13 protein-coding genes, 4 tRNA genes and 1 pseudogene are annotated in these 16,956 nt (G+C 59.9%); 16 read left to right on the top strand and 2 right to left on the bottom strand.

Going from position 1 to position 16,956, the window contains the following annotated elements; translation table 11 throughout:
* The first annotated feature begins 52 nt into the window (after window positions 1–52).
* From gltX to CKW16_RS12000, 10 genes and pseudogenes are all read left to right on the top strand, one after another.
* Complete coding sequence (gltX, locus tag CKW16_RS12045) at window positions 53–1,534, top strand: glutamate--tRNA ligase (protein WP_095128602.1); 1,482 nt, start codon at window positions 53–55, stop codon at window positions 1,532–1,534.
* A 284-nt stretch (window positions 1,535–1,818) separates the two neighbouring features.
* Window positions 1,819–1,894: transfer RNA gene (locus tag CKW16_RS12040), tRNA-Ala, on the top strand.
* A 79-nt stretch (window positions 1,895–1,973) separates the two neighbouring features.
* A tRNA-Glu gene (locus CKW16_RS12035) sits at window positions 1,974–2,049 on the top strand.
* Window positions 2,050–2,102: 53 nt separating this feature from the next.
* Window positions 2,103–2,178, top strand: a tRNA-Ala gene (locus tag CKW16_RS12030).
* A gap of 80 nt (window positions 2,179–2,258) precedes the next feature.
* Window positions 2,259–2,334: transfer RNA gene (locus tag CKW16_RS12025), tRNA-Glu, on the top strand.
* A 183-nt stretch (window positions 2,335–2,517) separates the two neighbouring features.
* On the top strand, window positions 2,518–3,057 hold the full coding sequence (locus CKW16_RS12020; RefSeq protein ID WP_008028313.1) for a TetR/AcrR family transcriptional regulator: 540 nt from the start codon (window positions 2,518–2,520) through the stop codon (window positions 3,055–3,057).
* A 31-nt stretch (window positions 3,058–3,088) separates the two neighbouring features.
* A complete protein-coding gene (locus CKW16_RS12015; protein WP_095128601.1) occupies window positions 3,089–3,922 on the top strand; it encodes an alpha/beta fold hydrolase in 834 nt (277 codons plus the stop codon).
* A 48-nt stretch (window positions 3,923–3,970) separates the two neighbouring features.
* Window positions 3,971–4,420 (top strand): thioesterase family protein, encoded by a 450-nt coding sequence (locus CKW16_RS12010; protein WP_095128600.1) that lies wholly within the window; start codon window positions 3,971–3,973, stop codon window positions 4,418–4,420.
* A 167-nt stretch (window positions 4,421–4,587) separates the two neighbouring features.
* Window positions 4,588–5,547 (top strand): tRNA-dihydrouridine synthase, encoded by a 960-nt coding sequence (locus tag CKW16_RS12005; RefSeq protein ID WP_095128599.1) that lies wholly within the window; start codon window positions 4,588–4,590, stop codon window positions 5,545–5,547.
* A gap of 12 nt (window positions 5,548–5,559) precedes the next feature.
* A pseudogene (locus CKW16_RS12000) lies at window positions 5,560–5,688 on the top strand (heat-shock protein); the annotation flags it as partial.
* Between the two features lie 242 nt (window positions 5,689–5,930).
* Here CKW16_RS12000 and CKW16_RS11995 read toward each other — a convergent pair.
* Both CKW16_RS11995 and CKW16_RS11990 read right to left on the bottom strand, forming a co-directional pair.
* Window positions 5,931–9,209 (bottom strand): EAL domain-containing protein, encoded by a 3,279-nt coding sequence (locus CKW16_RS11995; RefSeq protein WP_095128598.1) that lies wholly within the window; start codon window positions 9,207–9,209, stop codon window positions 5,931–5,933.
* A gap of 64 nt (window positions 9,210–9,273) precedes the next feature.
* Window positions 9,274–10,164: a LysR family transcriptional regulator gene (locus tag CKW16_RS11990; RefSeq protein WP_008151271.1), complete on the bottom strand. Its 891-nt coding sequence runs from the start codon at window positions 10,162–10,164 to the stop codon at window positions 9,274–9,276.
* 146 nt (window positions 10,165–10,310) lie between these two features.
* Between CKW16_RS11990 and leuC the strand changes: the two genes are divergently transcribed.
* The 6 genes from leuC (at window position 10,311) to CKW16_RS11960 (ending at window position 16,906) form a co-directional block, all read left to right on the top strand.
* Window positions 10,311–11,729 carry a 3-isopropylmalate dehydratase large subunit gene (gene leuC, locus CKW16_RS11985; RefSeq protein ID WP_008151269.1) on the top strand — a complete coding sequence of 473 codons (1,419 nt, stop codon included), beginning with the start codon at window positions 10,311–10,313 and terminating at the stop codon, window positions 11,727–11,729.
* A gap of 10 nt (window positions 11,730–11,739) precedes the next feature.
* Window positions 11,740–12,384: a 3-isopropylmalate dehydratase small subunit gene (gene leuD / locus CKW16_RS11980; RefSeq protein ID WP_095128597.1), complete on the top strand. Its 645-nt coding sequence runs from the start codon at window positions 11,740–11,742 to the stop codon at window positions 12,382–12,384.
* A 161-nt stretch (window positions 12,385–12,545) separates the two neighbouring features.
* Window positions 12,546–13,310, top strand: a complete 765-nt coding sequence (locus tag CKW16_RS11975; protein ID WP_095128596.1) for a class I SAM-dependent methyltransferase — start codon at window positions 12,546–12,548, stop codon at window positions 13,308–13,310.
* Between the two features lie 72 nt (window positions 13,311–13,382).
* Complete coding sequence (gene leuB / locus CKW16_RS11970; RefSeq protein WP_095128595.1) at window positions 13,383–14,465, top strand: 3-isopropylmalate dehydrogenase; 1,083 nt, start codon at window positions 13,383–13,385, stop codon at window positions 14,463–14,465.
* A gap of 69 nt (window positions 14,466–14,534) precedes the next feature.
* Window positions 14,535–15,647 carry an aspartate-semialdehyde dehydrogenase gene (gene asd, locus CKW16_RS11965; RefSeq protein WP_033061853.1) on the top strand — a complete coding sequence of 371 codons (1,113 nt, stop codon included), beginning with the start codon at window positions 14,535–14,537 and terminating at the stop codon, window positions 15,645–15,647.
* Between the two features lie 248 nt (window positions 15,648–15,895).
* Window positions 15,896–16,906 carry an aspartate-semialdehyde dehydrogenase gene (locus CKW16_RS11960; RefSeq protein ID WP_095128594.1) on the top strand — a complete coding sequence of 337 codons (1,011 nt, stop codon included), beginning with the start codon at window positions 15,896–15,898 and terminating at the stop codon, window positions 16,904–16,906.
* Window positions 16,907–16,956 lie beyond the last annotated feature (50 nt).

Raw genomic sequence — 16,956 nt, 5'->3', positions numbered from 1 at the left:
GCAACGCCTGTTACCATTCGCCCTTTGTTTTATCTTCATTTCGAGACTTGCCATGACCACCGTCCGCACTCGCATCGCGCCATCGCCTACCGGGGACCCCCACGTAGGTACCGCTTACATCGCTTTGTTCAACTACTGCTTTGCCAAGCAGCACGGCGGTGAGTTCATCCTGCGGATCGAAGACACCGACCAATTGCGTTCGACCCGCGAGTCCGAACAACAGATTTTCGACGCCCTGCGCTGGTTGGGTATCGACTGGAGCGAAGGCCCGGACGTTGGCGGCCCGCACGGTCCTTACCGTCAGAGCGAGCGTGGCGACATCTATCAGAAGTACTGCCAGCAATTGGTTGAAATGGGTCATGCTTTCCCGTGCTTCTGCACCGCTGAAGAGCTGGACCAGATGCGCGCCGAGCAAATGGCTCGCGGCGAAACTCCGCGTTACGACGGCCGTGCGCTGTTGCTTTCGAAGGAAGAAGTCGCGGCCCGTCTGGCTGCTGGCGAGCCGCACGTGATCCGCATGAAAGTGCCGAGCGAAGGCGTTTGCGTCGTTCCAGACATGCTGCGTGGCGACGTCGAGATCCCGTGGGATCGCATGGACATGCAAGTGCTGATGAAGACCGACGGCCTGCCGACGTACTTCCTGGCCAACGTCGTCGATGACCACCTGATGGGCATCACCCACGTTCTGCGCGGCGAAGAGTGGCTGCCATCGGCGCCAAAACTGATTCTGCTGTACGAATACTTCGGCTGGGAGCAACCAGAGCTGTGCTACATGCCGCTGCTGCGTAACCCGGACAAGAGCAAGCTGTCCAAACGCAAGAACCCGACTTCGGTGACGTTCTACGAGCGCATGGGCTTCATGCCGGAAGCGATGCTCAACTACCTCGGTCGCATGGGCTGGTCGATGCCGGACGAGCGCGAGAAGTTCTCGCTGCAGGAAATGGTCGATAACTTCGACCTGAGCCGCGTCTCCCTCGGCGGGCCGATTTTTGATGTCGAGAAGCTGTCGTGGCTCAACGGCCAATGGCTGCGTGACCTGCCGGTGGAAGAGTTCGCTTCGCGCCTGCAAACATGGGCGTTGAACCCGGAATACATGATGAAGATCGCGCCGCACGTGCAGGGTCGGGTTGAAACCTTCAGCCAGGTTGCACCGCTGGCCGGTTTCTTCTTCGCCGGTGGCGTGAACCCGGACGCCAAGCTGTTTGAATCCAAGAAGCTGTCGGGCGATCAGGTGCGTCAGTTGATGCAGTTGATTTTGTGGAAGCTGGAAAGCCTGCGTCAGTGGGAGAAAGACAGCATCACCGCAACGATTCAAGCGGTGGTCGAATCCCTGGAACTGAAGCTGCGTGATGCCATGCCGCTGATGTTTGCCGCGATCACTGGCCAGGCCAGTTCGGTGTCGGTGCTCGATGCGATGGAAATCCTTGGCCCGGACCTGACCCGTTTCCGTCTGCGCCAGGCGATCGACCTGCTGGGCGGCGTGTCGAAGAAGGAAAACAAGGAGTGGGAAAAACTCTTGGGCAATATCGCCTGATCCACTCCGTTCCCGTGTAGCAGCTGCCGAAGGCTGCGTTGGGCTGCGCAGCGGCCCTTTGTGGCCGCTACACATTCTGTCTGAAAGGGCAGGGTGGCCGAATCGCGAGTGCTGCGCACTCGAACGCAGCCTGCGGCAGCTGCTACAGGGACGGATATGGCCTCGGATTTACGGGGTTCGGCGGTAAGTGATTGTTATGTCGGCAAAAAACTTTGAAATATTTTAAAAATAAGTTTGACAGCCTTCCGATGCGCCATTAAGATTCGCCCCGTCCTCAGCGATGAGGGGCTATAGCTCAGCTGGGAGAGCGCTTGCATGGCATGCAAGAGGTCGACGGTTCGATCCCGTCTAGCTCCACCAATTTACACTTCAAGGTCTGGCCACACCGGCCTTGAAGCGATCAACACTCAGCGTTGATCTGTTGTATAGAAGGGTTTGCGTCCCCTTCGTCTAGTGGCCTAGGACACCGCCCTTTCACGGCGGTAACAGGGGTTCGAGTCCCCTAGGGGACGCCAGTTTTACAGAAGCGATGTTGCAAGATGTCGCTCCGCCGCGAGGCGAAAAATCCGGGGCTTTAGCTCAGCTGGGAGAGCGCCTGCATGGCATGCAGGAGGTCAGCGGTTCGATCCCGCTAAGCTCCACCAATTTTACAGTTCAAGGTCTGGCCACACCGGCCTTGAATCGATCAGCTCTCAGCACTGATCAGTTGTATAGAAGGTTTTGCGTCCCCTTCGTCTAGTGGCCTAGGACACCGCCCTTTCACGGCGGTAACAGGGGTTCGAGTCCCCTAGGGGACGCCACGATTACCCGCTCTGCGGGATTTTATAAGGGTCATTCAATTATTGAATGGCCCTTTTGTTTGTCTGGCGTTTGGCCAAATCCCCTAATTCTTTCAAACTGTTCTTCAGACCAGCGGTCACATCCACGACTTGCGTAAAATTATTATGAGAATAATATTCTAGTCGTAATATTCGGAGGCAACGATGAACGATAAAAAAGCTCAAACCCGCGAACGCATCCTCAAGGCTGCCAGCGCAGCGCTGATTCAGCGCGGCCCGGCCGAACCGAGCGTGGGCGAAGTGATGGGCGCGGCCGGCCTGACCGTCGGCGGCTTCTATGCGCACTTCGAAAGCAAGGACGCGATGATGCTGGAAGCGTTCAAGCAACTGCTCGGTCATCGCCGTGGCTTGATCGCCGACATGGACGCCGAATTGACCGGCGAAGAACGTCGCGCGTTGGTTGCTGCGTTTTATCTGTCACGCAAACACCGTGATTCCTCTGAGTCAGCCTGCCCGATTCCGGCTTCTGTCGGTGAGCTTGGGCGCCTGCCGGACGCGTTTCGCGTGGCGTTGAATGAGCATGTGGAAATGATGGTCGCGCAGTTGGCGGCCAGCCCGGAAGACACCGATAAAGCCTTGGCCGACATGGCCTTGATGGTCGGTGGTTTGGCTTTGGCTCGCGCGTTGGGGCCAGGAGAATTGTCCGATCGATTGCTGCGCGCCGCCAAGTCTGCGGTGCTGTGACCTAAAAGCATTAGCCTGAGGAGTGAGAGCGATGAGCACGTTGAAGTGGGTTCGTAGCGTTAATGGCACCTTGGGCTGGTTCGCACCGAAACTGGTCGCGAGCAAAATGCGACTGGCATTCATGACGCCGCGGGAACTGCCGCCGCGTGATTGGGAATTGCCGCTGCTGGCGAAGTCCGAGCGAATCACCCTGCGCTTCGGCCTCTCGGCGCTGCGTTGGGGGCAAGGTCCCGCGGTGTTGTTGATGCACGGTTGGGAAGGCCGGCCGACGCAGTTTGCCAGCCTCATCACTGCGTTGGTCGATGCCGGTTACACCGTGGTTGCGCTGGACGGCCCGGCTCACGGTCGTTCGCCGGGCAACGAAGCGAACGTCGTGCTGTTTGCCCGAGCCATGCTTGAAGCCGCTGCCGAGTTGCCGCCGCTGCAGGCGGTCATCGGCCACTCCATGGGCGGCGCCAGTGCCATGCTCGCCGTTCAGTTGGGCTTGCGTACCGAAACCCTGGTCACTATCGCTGCCCCTGCACGGATTCTCGGTGTGTTGCGCGGTTTCGCACGCTATGTGCGGCTGCCACCGAAAGCCCGCTCGGCGTTCATTCGTCAGGTCGAAAGAGACGTCGGCATGCGCGCTGCGGCGCTGGATGTTGCGCACTATCAGCTCGACATGCCCGGCCTGATCGTTCACGCCGAAGATGACTGCTACGTTCCGGTCAAGGAATCGCAGCTGATCAACGAGGCCTGGTTCGACAGCCGTCTGTTGCGCCTGGAAGCGGGTGGTCATCAACGGGTGCTGGCTGACCCTCGGGTGATCGAAGGCGTCCTCTCGTTGCTCGCCGGTCGCAGTCTGCAATCGCGCCAATCGGCCTGAGCATCCGTTACACTGCCCCGGTGAAAATTTTCTGACCGGGAGTGGGGCATGGGCTGGGATCGGGCAACGCCATTTATCATTGATCTGGAAGTCGGCGCAGAGGACATCGATGGGCTGGGTCACGCGAACAACGCGGTGTACGTGACCTGGCTCGAGCGCTGCGCCTGGCGCCACTCCCAGCGCCTTGGCCTGGATCTGGTCGAATATCGTCGACTGGATCGGGCGATGGCGGTGGTGCGGCACGAGATCGATTACCTGGCGGCCGCCTATGAAGGCGATGAGTTGCAATTGGCGACCTGGATCGTCGATTGGGACCAGCGTCTGAAAATGACCCGACACTTCCAGTTGAAGCGCCCGAGCGACAACACCACGTTGCTGCGAGCCCAAACCACCTTCGTCTGCATCGAACTGTCGACCGGCAAGCCCAAGCGCATGCCCGCCGAGTTCATTGAAGGCTACGGCCCGGCGTTGCAGATGTTGGATACAACCAATATCTAAATGTGGGAGCGGGCTTGCTCGCGAAAGCGGTATGTCAGCCACATCAATGTTGGATGTGCCGCCGCCTTCGCGAGCAAGCCCGCTCCCACAGGGGAATCTGCGATGTTCTGCAGATTTTCCGCGCAATCCAGTAAACTGCCGCACGTTTTTCGTTGAGTGTGTTTTTCATGCAAATTGCTTTGGCGCCCATGGAGGGGTTGGTCGACAACATCCTGCGGGACGTGCTGACCCGTGTGGGCGGTATCGATTGGTGCGTGACCGAGTTCATTCGGATCAACGATCAACTGCTTACGCCTGCCTATTACCACAAGTTCGGCCCGGAGCTGTTGACCGGCGCCCGCACCGCATCCGGCGTGCCGCTGCGGGTACAGCTGCTCGGTTCCGATCCGGTATGCCTGGCGGAAAACGCCGCGTTGGCCTGCGAACTGGGTTCCGAGGTCATCGACCTGAATTTCGGCTGCCCGGCCAAGACCGTGAACAAGTCCCGTGGCGGTGCGGTGCTGCTCAAAGAGCCTGAACTGCTGAACCAGATCGTCGAACATGTCCGTCGTGCCGTTCCGGCGCACATTCCAGTGACTGCCAAGATGCGCCTCGGTTTTGACAGCCCGGACGGTGCGCTGGTGTGTGCCACGGCCCTGGCCGAAGGTGGCGCGGCGCACATCGTGGTTCATGCGCGGACCAAAACTGACGGCTACAAGCCGCCAGCCCATTGGGAATGGATCCCCCGGGTGCAGGATGTGGTCAAGGTTCCAGTGTTCGCCAATGGCGACATCTGGAGCGTCGAAGACTGGCGTCGTTGCCGCGAAATCAGCGGCGTCGAGGACATCATGCTCGGTCGCGGCCTGGTGTCGCGCCCGGACCTGGCACGCCAAATCGCAATGGCGCGGGCCGGTGAGGACGTCGTTGAGATGACCTGGGCCGAGCTGTTGCCGCTGATTCAGGACTTCTGGCTGCAAGCCAAGGCGCAGATGACGGCACGCCAATCGCCGGGCCGCTTGAAGCAGTGGCTGGCAATGCTGACCCGCAATTATCCCGAAGCAGTCGAGCTGTTCACCGTGTTGCGTCGTGAGACCGAACTGGATCAGGTCTCGCGTTTACTGGGTCTTCAGGTGTCCGAAGCAGCCTGAAAAAATCGGTAAATAATCTTCAAGGCCTCCGGCCTGAGCAACGGTTTGTTGAGCATCGACCTGTTGCGGGTGATTCCGGAAGGGGCGAAAGCCAAACGCATCCCGATCAACGGGACGCAAAAGCCAGCGCTGCAGCACTAAGGCAGAGCAATGAAAAGGGCGCCACTGGCGCCCTTTTTTGTGTCCGTGTCATCTCGAACTTAACGCACGTTCCGTAGCAGCTGCCGAGCAGCGCGAGGCTGCGTCCGGCTGCGAAGCAGTCGTAAAACCTGCAAGCGAGTTTTAACTGAAACACCGCGTCGTCTGAATCCACGACTGCTTCGCAGCCGGACGCAGCCTCGCGCTGCTCGGCAGCTGCTACAAGAGTTTCATGCGCTTCGGCGTTATTTGAGGAGCTTTTGGAAGTCCTCCACCGGCAGCGGCGGGCTGTGCAAATACCCCTGATAAAAATGGCAGCCCAGTCCCTGCAAGAATTCCAGCTGCTCCGGCGTCTCTACCCCTTCGGCAATCACTTTCAATTCCAGGCTGCGGGCCATGGCAACGATGGCGCGGATGATCTCGGCGTCGTTGGGGTCGGTGGTGGCGTCGCGGATAAACGATTGGTCGATTTTCAGGGTGTCGACCGGCAGGCGCTTGAGGTAGGTCAGCGAGGAATAACCGGTGCCGAAGTCGTCCATGGCAAAACTCACGCCGAGTTTTTTCAGGCTACGCATTTTGTTGATGGTGTCTTCCAGGTTCTGGATCACGATGCCTTCGGTGATTTCCAGTTTCAGCAGCGAGCAGGGCAGACCGTAGCTGGCGAGGCTGTGTTCGATGCGTTCGACAAAGTCATTCTGACGAAATTGCCGCGGGCTGATGTTGACGCACAGACTGAAGTCCAGCGGATCGACCAGGCCCTTGGCGATCAGTTGTTTGAAGGCGGCGCAAGCTTCATCGATGATCCATGTGCCGACTTCCAGAATCAGGCCGCTGTCCTCCAGTACCTTGATGAACTCGGTGGGCGATTGCGCGCCGAGGTCCGGATGGTTCCAGCGCACCAGCGCCTCGGCGCCGACGATGCGGTCGTTCCGGGCGTCCACCTGAGGCTGGTAGTGCACGCGGAACTCACCCCGGGAAAGGGCCAGGCGCAGGTCGGTTTCCATGCGCAAGCGTTCGCTCGCCGCCTTCTGCATGGTGTTGTGGTACATCTGCGCGGTGTTGCGGCCCGAATCCTTGGCCCGGTAGAGGGCGATGTCGGCGCGTTTGAGCAGGTCGGTCGGGGTCGAGCCGTGATCGGGAATCAGCGCGATACCGATGCTCGGGGTTACTTGCAGACGTTGTCCGTCGAGGAACATCGGCTCCGACAGCAGTTCACGCAAGGTGTCCGCCAGTTGCAGGACTTGCTCGCTGACGTCGTTGCGCGAGCCTTCGAGCCCGCTGAGCAGCACCACGAATTCGTCACCGCCCAAACGCGCGACAGTGTCTTCCATGCGCACGCTGGCTTCGAGGCGCGCAGTGATGATTTTCAGCACGGTATCGCCCACCGGATGACCGAGCGAATCATTGATGTGCTTGAAGTGATCAAGGTCGAGAAACATCAGGGCGCCACGCAGGTTGTGGCGCTTGAGCAGGGCAATCTGCTGACTCAGGCGATCCATCAGCAGGGCGCGGTTGGGCAGGTTGGTCAGCGGGTCGTGGTAGGCCAGGTGACGGATCTGCGCTTCGGCGTTTTTCAGCAGGCTGACGTCCCGCGCGGTCAGCAGCAGGCAGGCGGTTTCGTTGAGGGTGATCGGTTCTATCGAGACTTCGACGGTCAGCAACTCGCCGCGTTTATTGCGTCCGAGCATTTCCTGATGAAGTACCCGGCCCTTGATCTGGAGTTCGGCTAGCAGTGCCGAACGTTGTTTTTCCTCGGCCCAGATGCCGACCTGATACACCGTGCGACCGACCACTTCATCGGCGCGGTAGCCGGTCAGGCGGCAGAAGCCATCGTTAACCTCCAGATAACGCCCGGTGTCGCGCTCGGTGATGGTGATGGCGTCGGGGCTGGAGTGGAAGGCCTTGGCGAACTTCTCTTCGCTGGCCTTGAGCGCGGCTTCCGAGCGTTGCTGCTGAGTGATATCGCGCAGGGTAGTGACGATGCACGGCTGGTCGCCGACGCTGATCTGGCGGCTGGAAATCACGCAGGTCAGGGCTTGCCCGTCTTTGTGCTGAACGAGGATCGCCACGTTGTTCAGACCCTGTTCGCGGATGACCTGCTCGATGCGTCGCAGGCTTTGCGCCGAGGCGTCCCAGAGACCGATTTCGTCGGCGCCGCGGCCAATCACATCGGCGGCGCTCCAGCCGAAGGTCTGGGTGAAGCTGGAGTTGATCTCAATGAATTGGCCGGTGTCCTGACGGGTCACGCAAATTGGGTCCGGGCTGACCTGGAACAGGGTGGCGAACTTCTCTTCGGACGCTACCAGCAGCTGCTCACGCTCCACCTGATCGGTAATGTCGAGCAGGGTACCGGCCATGCGCAGCGGGACACCGTTTTCATCGCGATAGAGTCGGGCGCGGCTTTCCAGGTAGCGTGAGCTACCGTCCGGCATTTGCACGCGGTAGGTCAGTTGATAATTGCCGGCAGGACCTTCTCGCAGGCTGCGATAGGCGTCGCGCATGGTATCGCGCTCTTCGCCAGGCACGCCTTCAAAAAAATCGTCGAAGGATTCATGGAAAGGTATGGGGTCCAGTCCGTGCAACTGGGCGGCGCGTGCCGAGCCGTACAGCATGCCACTGGGAATGTGCCAGTCCCAGGTGCCGAGTTGCGCTGAGTCCAGTGCCAGGTCGAGGCGCTCCTGGCTATCTTTCAGGGCATGTTCGGCGGCTTTGCGTTCGGTGGTGTCAAGGAATGTACTCAGCAGATACGGCTGGCCCTCGAGCTCGACCTTTTGCGCGCTGAGGATGCCGTCGTGGATCTGGCCGTTGCTGGCACGAAATTGCACCTCCATGTTGATCAGTTCGCCCTTGGCTTTGGTGGCTTTGACGAGTTGCGCCCGTTGCTCCGGATACACCCAGAGGCCCAGTTCCAGGGTGGTGCGACCGATAGCGTTCTGTACTGGCCAGCCAAACAGGCTTTCGAAATACTGGTTGGCTTCGCTGATCAGGCCGTCTTCCTGGCGAGTCAGCAGCACCATGTTCGGACACAGGTGGAACAGCGTGGCGAAGCGTTTTTCCGAGCTGCTCAACGCCTGTTCGCGCTGGCGCTGGTGGGTGATTTCACGGATGACGCCAATCATGCGTGGCCGGCCGTGTTTGTCCGGCAGCAGGCTGCCGTTGATCTCCAGCCAGTGCAGGCTGCCGTCGGGCCAGCGGATTCGGTGATGCATCGCCTGTTCCAGCGGGGCGCCGGCGATCACTGCGTCGAAGGCGCGAATGGTTTTCGCCCGATCCTCTGGCGGCAGCAAGTCGAGGTATTCCAGATCCGCCGGCAGCGGTTGCCGGGGATCGAAGCCGAACAGCGCCTGGGTACCCCGTGACCAGCTGATCTGCCCACGTTCGATGTCCCAGTACCAGGCGCCCAAACGTGCACCGTTGAGGGCGGCCAGCAATTGTGGGGCGCTTTCCCAGCTCTGCTCGGACCGTTTTGGGTCCAGCGCCTGTATACGCGGCATCGGCGGAATACGGTCAACAGATTTCGGCATTGGCAAGCCTTGGCTGAGTGGGGTGTCAGGTTCAGTGACTCGAGCTCTATAGACGTAGCACAGCTTAGCCGAGAGTCCCTGGCAGATCGATTTGTGCATCCAGTAAAGCCATGAAGGCCCGTGCCGCATTCGACAGCGTCCGCTCTGTGTGCAGGATATAGCCTAGCTGGCGAGTGAGTTGTATGCCTGGTAAAGGTATTCGCGCAACCTGATCATCAAGCATGGTGCGCGGCAACACGCTCCAGGCCAGGCCGATCGAGACCATCATCTTGATGGTTTCCAGATAATTCGTGCTCATGGCGATGTTTGGCGTCAGGCCTTGAGCTTCGAACAGGCGCCGGACGATGTGGTGAGTAAAGGTGTTGCCGCCGGGGAATACCGCCGGGTGCAGGGCAATGTCCGCCAGGCTGACCGGGCCGTGGCTGATCAGCGAGTGCTCCGGGGCGACCACGAAGTCCAGCGGGTCGTCCCACACCGGCGTGGCCTTGACCAGTGCGTGGGGCTCCGGCGCCAGGGTGATGACCGCCAGTTCAGCGCGGCCATGGAGGATTTCTTCGTAGGCCACTTCCGAATCAAGGAACTGAATATCCAGCGCCACTTGCGGGTAACGTCGGGTGAACTCCCTTAATAAGGGGGGTAAGCGGTGCAGGCCGATGTGGTGACTGGTGGCCAGGGTCAGGCGACCCGTCACTTCACCGGTCAGGTTCGTCAGGGCGCGGCGAGTGTCATCCAGCACATTCAGAATCTGATAGGCCCGCGGCAGCAAGGCGCGTCCGGCCTCGGTCAGGCTGACTTCACGGCCCAGGCGATCGAACAGGCGCACCTTCAATTGCTGCTCCAGCCCGGCAATGCGCTTGCTGATGGCCGGTTGCGTCAGGTGCAGTCGTTCGCCAGCGCCGGAGAAGCTCCCAGTCTCGGCAATCGCGATAAAAGCATTGAGGTTGGCGAGGTCCATTGCAGTATTCCAGTTGGTTATCCAAAGCATGAAAAATATGAATTTGAGTTATTTAATGTAACCCCCTAGGATCGACCTCACAAGCCAAGGGGTTATTGAGTTTTTCAAAATCCACGGCATAGAAACACGCTGATGAGGACCGTCTGATGGCCGGCAAAACGCTTTACGACAAGCTTTGGGATTCCCATGAAGTGAAACGGCGCGACGATGGGTCGTCGCTGATCTATATCGACCGCCACATCATCCATGAAGTGACTTCGCCCCAAGCTTTCGAAGGCCTGCGACTGGCCGGGCGCAAGCCTTGGCGCGTCGACTCGATCATCGCCACCCCGGACCACAACGTACCGACCACTCCTGATCGCAAGGGCGGCATCGAAGCGATTACCGATCAGGTCTCGCGTCTGCAGGTTCAGACCCTCGATGACTACTGCGACGAATATGGCATCACCGAATTCAAAATGAATGACGTGCGTCAGGGCATCGTTCACGTGATCGGTCCGGAGCAGGGTGCCACCTTGCCGGGCATGACCGTGGTCTGCGGCGACTCGCACACCTCGACTCACGGCGCGTTTGGCGCATTGGCCCACGGCATCGGGACTTCCGAGGTCGAGCATGTGTTCGCCACGCAGTGCCTGGTCGCCAAGAAAATGAAAAACATGCTGGTGTCGGTCGAGGGCAAATTGCCGTTCGGCGTGACCGCCAAGGACATCGTGCTCGCCGTCATCGGCAAGATCGGCACCGCCGGCGGTAACGGCCACGCCATCGAGTTCGCCGGCAGTGCCATTCGCGATTTGTCCGTCGAAGGCCGCATGACCATCTGCAACATGTCCATTGAAGCCGGCGCTCGTGTTGGCCTGGTGGCTGCCGACGAAAAAACCGTGGCTTACGTCAAGGGCCGTCCATTTGCCCCGAAAGGCGCGGAATGGGACATGGCGGTCGAAGCCTGGAAAGACCTGGTGTCCGACGCCGATGCGGTGTTCGACACCGTGGTCGAGCTCGACGCTACTCAGATCAAACCTCAAGTCAGCTGGGGCACTTCGCCCGAGATGGTCCTGGCGGTTGATCAGAACGTGCCGGACCCGGCGAAGGAAATGGACCTGGTCAAACGCGGTTCCATCGAACGCGCCTTGAAATACATGGGTTTGAGCGCCAATCAGGCGATCACCGACATTCAACTGGACCGCGTATTCATTGGTTCCTGCACCAACTCGCGGATCGAAGACTTGCGCGCTGCGGCGGTGATCGCCAAGGGCCGTAAAGTCGCTTCGACCATCAAGCAAGCCATAGTGGTGCCGGGCTCGGGCCTGGTGAAGGCGCAAGCCGAGGCCGAAGGCCTGGACAAAATTTTCCTCGAAGCCGGTTTCGAGTGGCGTGAACCGGGTTGCTCGATGTGCCTGGCGATGAACCCGGACCGTTTGGAGTCGGGCGAGCATTGCGCCTCGACCTCCAACCGCAACTTCGAAGGGCGTCAGGGCGCCGGTGGCCGTACGCACCTGGTCAGCCCGGCCATGGCCGCGGCGGCTGCCGTCCACGGTCGTTTCATCGACGTTCGCGAACTGATCTGAGGAACCGCACATGAGAGCTTTTACCCAACACACCGGTTTGGTCGCGCCATTGGACCGTGCCAACGTCGACACCGACCAGATCATTCCGAAGCAGTTCTTGAAGTCGATCAAGCGCACCGGTTTTGGTCCGAACCTGTTCGACGAATGGCGTTACCTGGACGTGGGCTATGCCTACCAGGACAACTCCAAGCGTCCGCTGAACAAGGATTTCGTGCTCAACGCCGAGCGTTATCAAGGCGCCAGCGTGCTGCTGGCCCGCGAGAACTTCGGTTGCGGCTCCAGCCGTGAACACGCGCCATGGGCGCTGGAAGAGTACGGTTTTCGCAGCATCATCGCGCCGAGCTACGCCGACATCTTCTACAACAACAGCTTCAAGAACGGCTTGCTGCCGATCATCTTGAGCGACGCTGAGGTTGATGAGTTGTTCCTGCAGGTTGAAGCCAATCCGGGTTACGAGTTGACGGTTGATCTGCAAGCCCAGACCGTGACCCGACCTGACGGCAAGGTCTACAGCTTTGAACTTGACGAGTTCCGCAAGCATTGCCTGGTCAACGGCTTGGACGACATCGGCCTGACCTTGCAGGACCACGAAGCGATTGCGGCGTTTGAAGCCAAACACCGTGTGAGCCAGCCTTGGTTGTTCCGCGACGTTTGATTGATCCGAGATTGTTGTAGGCAGTTGCGGCCCCATCGTCGGAACGCCGCCCGGAGCAAGCTCGGCTCCCACAGGTTATGTGAGCGCCACAGATCCCGTGTAGGAGCCGAGCTTGCTCGCGATGGCGGCACCCCAGACAACAAAAATATCAGGACATTACGATGACTAGCACCGCCCACAGCCAAGTTGTACAAAAGCAATTCGGTGAGCAAGCCTCGGCCTATCTGAGCAGCGCCGTACACGCTCAAGGCACCGAATTTGCGCTGCTACAGGCTGAACTGGCAGGGCAGGGCGATGCTCGAGTGCTGGATCTGGGCTGCGGCGCCGGTCACGTGAGTTTTCACGTGGCCTCGCTGGTGAAAGAAGTGGTGGCCTACGACCTGTCGCAGCAGATGCTCGACGTGGTGGCCGGTGCCGCCGTCGATCGCGGTCTGACCAACGTGTCTACCGTGCTGGGCGCCGCCGAGCGTCTGCCATTCGCCGATGGCGAATTCGATTTCGTCTTCAGCCGTTATTCGGCGCACCATTGGAGCGATCTTGGCCTGGCCCTGCGAGAGGTTCGCCGGGTGCTGAAGCCGGGCGGCGTGGCAGCGTTCATCGACGTGTTGTCACCGGGCAGTCCGTTGTTCGACACTTACCTGCAAAGCGTCGAAGTGCTGCGCGACACCAGCCATGTGCGCGATTATTCCGCCGGCGAGTGGTTGCGTCAGGTCAGCGAAGCGGGGTTGCATACCCGTAGCACCACCCGTCAACGGCTGCGACTGGAGTACACCTCCTGGGTCGAGCGCATGCGCACACCAGAGGTGATGCGCGCGGCAATCCTCGAGTTGCAGCAATCGATGGGTAATGAAGTACGCGAATATTTTGAGATTGAGGCCGATGGTTCGTTCAGTACCGATGTGCTGGTGCTGATGGCTGAACGATAAGCGCTGAGCGATAGAATTTTTCCCGGCTAACCCGTGACCCACGGGCGCACCGACTGATGACATGAGGAAAGCATGAGCAAGCAGATTCTGATTCTCCCAGGCGACGGTATTGGCCCGGAAATCATGGCCGAAGCGGTCAAGGTGCTGGAACTGGCCAACGCCAAGTACAGCCTGGGCTTCGAGCTGAGCCATGACGTGATCGGTGGCGCTGCCATCGACAAACACGGCGTGCCGCTGGCTGACGAAACCCTGGACCGTGCACGCGCGGCCGACGCTGTACTGCTCGGCGCCGTGGGCGGCCCGAAATGGGACACCATCGAGCGTGATATCCGCCCTGAGCGCGGCCTGCTGAAGATTCGTGCGCAACTGGGCCTGTTCGGCAACCTGCGTCCAGCGATCCTGTACCCGCAACTGGCCGAGGCTTCGAGCCTGAAGCCTGAAATCGTTTCTGGCCTGGATATCCTGATCGTCCGTGAACTGACCGGCGGTATCTACTTCGGCGCACCACGCGGTACCCGCACCCTGGAAAACGGCGAGCGTCAGGCTTACGACACGCTGCCGTACAGCGAAAGCGAAATCCGCCGTATCGCCCGCGTCGGTTTCGACATGGCCATGGTGCGCGGCAAGAAGCTGTGCTCGGTGGACAAGGCCAACGTATTGGCCTCCAGTCAACTGTGGCGTGAAATCGTCGAACAAGTGGCCAAGGATTACCCTGAAGTCGAACTGAGCCACATGTACGTCGACAACGCCGCCATGCAGCTGGTGCGTGCACCGAAGCAATTCGACGTGATCGTCACTGACAACCTGTTTGGCGACATTCTTTCCGACCAAGCGTCGATGCTCACCGGGTCCATCGGCATGCTGCCGTCGGCGTCGTTGGATACCAACAACAAAGGCATGTACGAGCCGTGCCACGGTTCGGCGCCGGACATCGCTGGCAAGGGCATTGCCAACCCGTTGGCGACCATTTTGTCGGTGTCGATGATGCTGCGTTACAGCTTCAATCTGCAGGATGCGGCCGATGCGATCGAGAAGGCCGTCAGTCTGGTATTGGACCAAGGCCTGCGCACTGGCGACATCTGGTCGGCCGGTTGCACTAAAGTCGGTACGCAGGAAATGGGCGACGCAGTAGTCGCCGCGCTGCGGAATCTGTAATCTCTCGGGCCCGCTGCAACTTTCACTCTTGAAAGCAGCGGCCCACTTTTTAAAGAAGGTGTAGTTGCGATGAAACGTGTAGGTCTGATCGGTTGGCGCGGTATGGTCGGTTCCGTGCTCATGCAGCGGATGCTGGAAGAGCAGGATTTCGATCTTATTGAGCCGGTGTTTTTCACCACTTCCAATGTCGGTGGCCAAGGCCCGTCCGTGGGCAAGGACATTGCTCCGCTCAAGGACGCTTACAGCATTGATGAGCTGAAAACCCTCGACGTGATTCTGACCTGCCAGGGTGGCGACTACACCAGCGAAGTTTTCCCGAAACTGCGCGAAGCCGGCTGGCAGGGTTACTGGATCGACGCCGCTTCCAGCCTGCGCATGCAGGATGACGCGGTGATCGTTCTGGACCCGGTGAACCGCAAGGTCATCGACCAGCAGCTCGACGCGGGCACCAAGAACTACATCGGCGGCAACTGCACCGTCAGCCTGATGCTGATGGGCCTGGGCGGTCTGTTCGAAGCCGGTCTGGTCGAGTGGATGAGCGCCATGACTTATCAGGCGGCCTCCGGTGCCGGCGCGCAGAACATGCGCGAACTGATCAAGCAAATGGGCGCGACCCACGCCGCTGTCGCTGATCAACTGGCCGACCCGGCCAGCGCGATCCTCGACATCGACCGCCGTGTGGCCGAAGCCATGCGCAGCGACGCGTACCCGACCGAAAACTTTGGCGTACCGCTGGCCGGCAGCCTGATCCCGTGGATCGACAAGGAACTGCCGAACGGTCAGAGCCGTGAAGAGTGGAAAGCCCAGGCCGAGACCAACAAGATCCTCGGTCGCTTCAAGAGCCCGATCCCGGTCGATGGCATCTGCGTGCGCATCGGCGCCATGCGCTGCCACAGCCAGGCGCTGACCATCAAATTGAACAAAGACGTGCCGATCGCCGACATCGAAGGGCTGATCAGCCAGCACAACCCTTGGGTCAAACTGGTGCCGAACAGCCGCGAAGCCAGCATTCAGGAACTGAGCCCGACGAAAGTCACCGGCACCCTGAACGTACCGGTTGGCCGTCTGCGCAAGCTGAACATGGGCACGCAGTACGTCGGCGCGTTCACCGTCGGCGACCAACTGCTGTGGGGCGCGGCTGAACCGCTGCGTCGCATGCTGCGGATCCTGCTTGAGCGTTGATCGATTGAAGTAATAAAAGAACCCGTGCCTTGAAAGAGGTGCGGGTTTTTTTTGCCTACCGATCGTTCCCACGCTCTGCGTGGGAATGCATCCCGTGACGCTCCGCGTCACTGCCTCAACGGCGGACGCAGAGCGTCCATGGCGGCATTCCCACGCAGAGCGTGGGAACGATCAGTGTCGTGACGAATTGCCTAGGCATCTCTCGACCGGTAAAGTGCCGCTCCCCCCGTTTCGCCAGAGGTAGAACCATGAGCCAGTCCTTTGATATCGCCGTGATCGGCGCCACCGGTACTGTCGGCGAAACGCTCGTGCAGATTCTCGAAGAGCGCGACTTCCCTGTCGGCAATCTGCACCTGCTCGCCAGCAGTGAATCGGCCGGGCATTCGGTGCCGTTTCGCGGCAAGAACGTGCGGGTGCGGGAGGTCGATGAGTTCGACTTCAGTAAAGTCCAGCTGGTGTTCTTCGCTGCCGGCCCGGCGGTAACCCTGAGTTTCGCGTCGCGTGCCACGGCCGCCGGTTGCTCGCTCATCGACCTGTCCGGCGCGTTGCCGGCTGATCAGGCGCCCCAAGTCGTGCCTGAAGCCAATGCGCAGGTGCTGGCCAGCTTGAAAAAGCCGTTCCAGGTCAGCAGTCCAAGCCCTTCGGCCACCACACTGGCGGTAGTGCTCGCGCCGTTGCTCGGTTTGCTCGACCTGCAACGCATCAATTTGACCGCCAGCCTGGCCGTGTCTGCCCAGGGTCGCGAAGCTGTCACCGAGCTGGCACGGCAAACGGCCGAGCTGCTCAACGTGCGTCCGCTGGAGCCGACCTTCTTCGATCGGCAGATGGCCTTCAACCTGCTGGCGCAAGTGGGCAAGCCTGATGATCAGGGTCACACGCTGCTGGAAAAACGCCTGGTACGCGAGCTGCGTCAGGTTATGGCGCTGCCTTTATTAAAGATTTCCGTCACTTGCATTCAAGCCCCGGTGTTTTTTGGCGATAGCTTTAACGTGACCTTGCAGTCATCGAGCGACATCGACCTGGTAAAAGTCAACGCCGCCCTGGAAGACGCGCCCGGTATAGAGCTGGTGGAAGCCGGCGATTACCCGACACCGGTAGGCGATGCAGTAGGGCAGGACGTGGTCTACGTTGGTCGGGTTCGCAGCGGGATCGACGACCTGTCGGAACTTAATTTGTGGCTGACGTCAGATAACGTACGCAAAGGCGCAGCGCTCAATGCTGTGCAGGTGGCTGAATTGTTGATAAAAGACCTGCTGTAAAAGATACTTGGCAACAATTTGTCGAATGAATCCAGCCGGGCGCTATGCTT

The organism is Pseudomonas sp. Irchel s3h14 (assembly GCF_900187425.1).
Lineage (GTDB): Bacteria > Pseudomonadota > Gammaproteobacteria > Pseudomonadales > Pseudomonadaceae > Aquipseudomonas.
The sequence above is the reverse complement of the archived record's forward strand: the minus strand, read 5'-3'. Positions and strand labels throughout refer to the sequence as shown.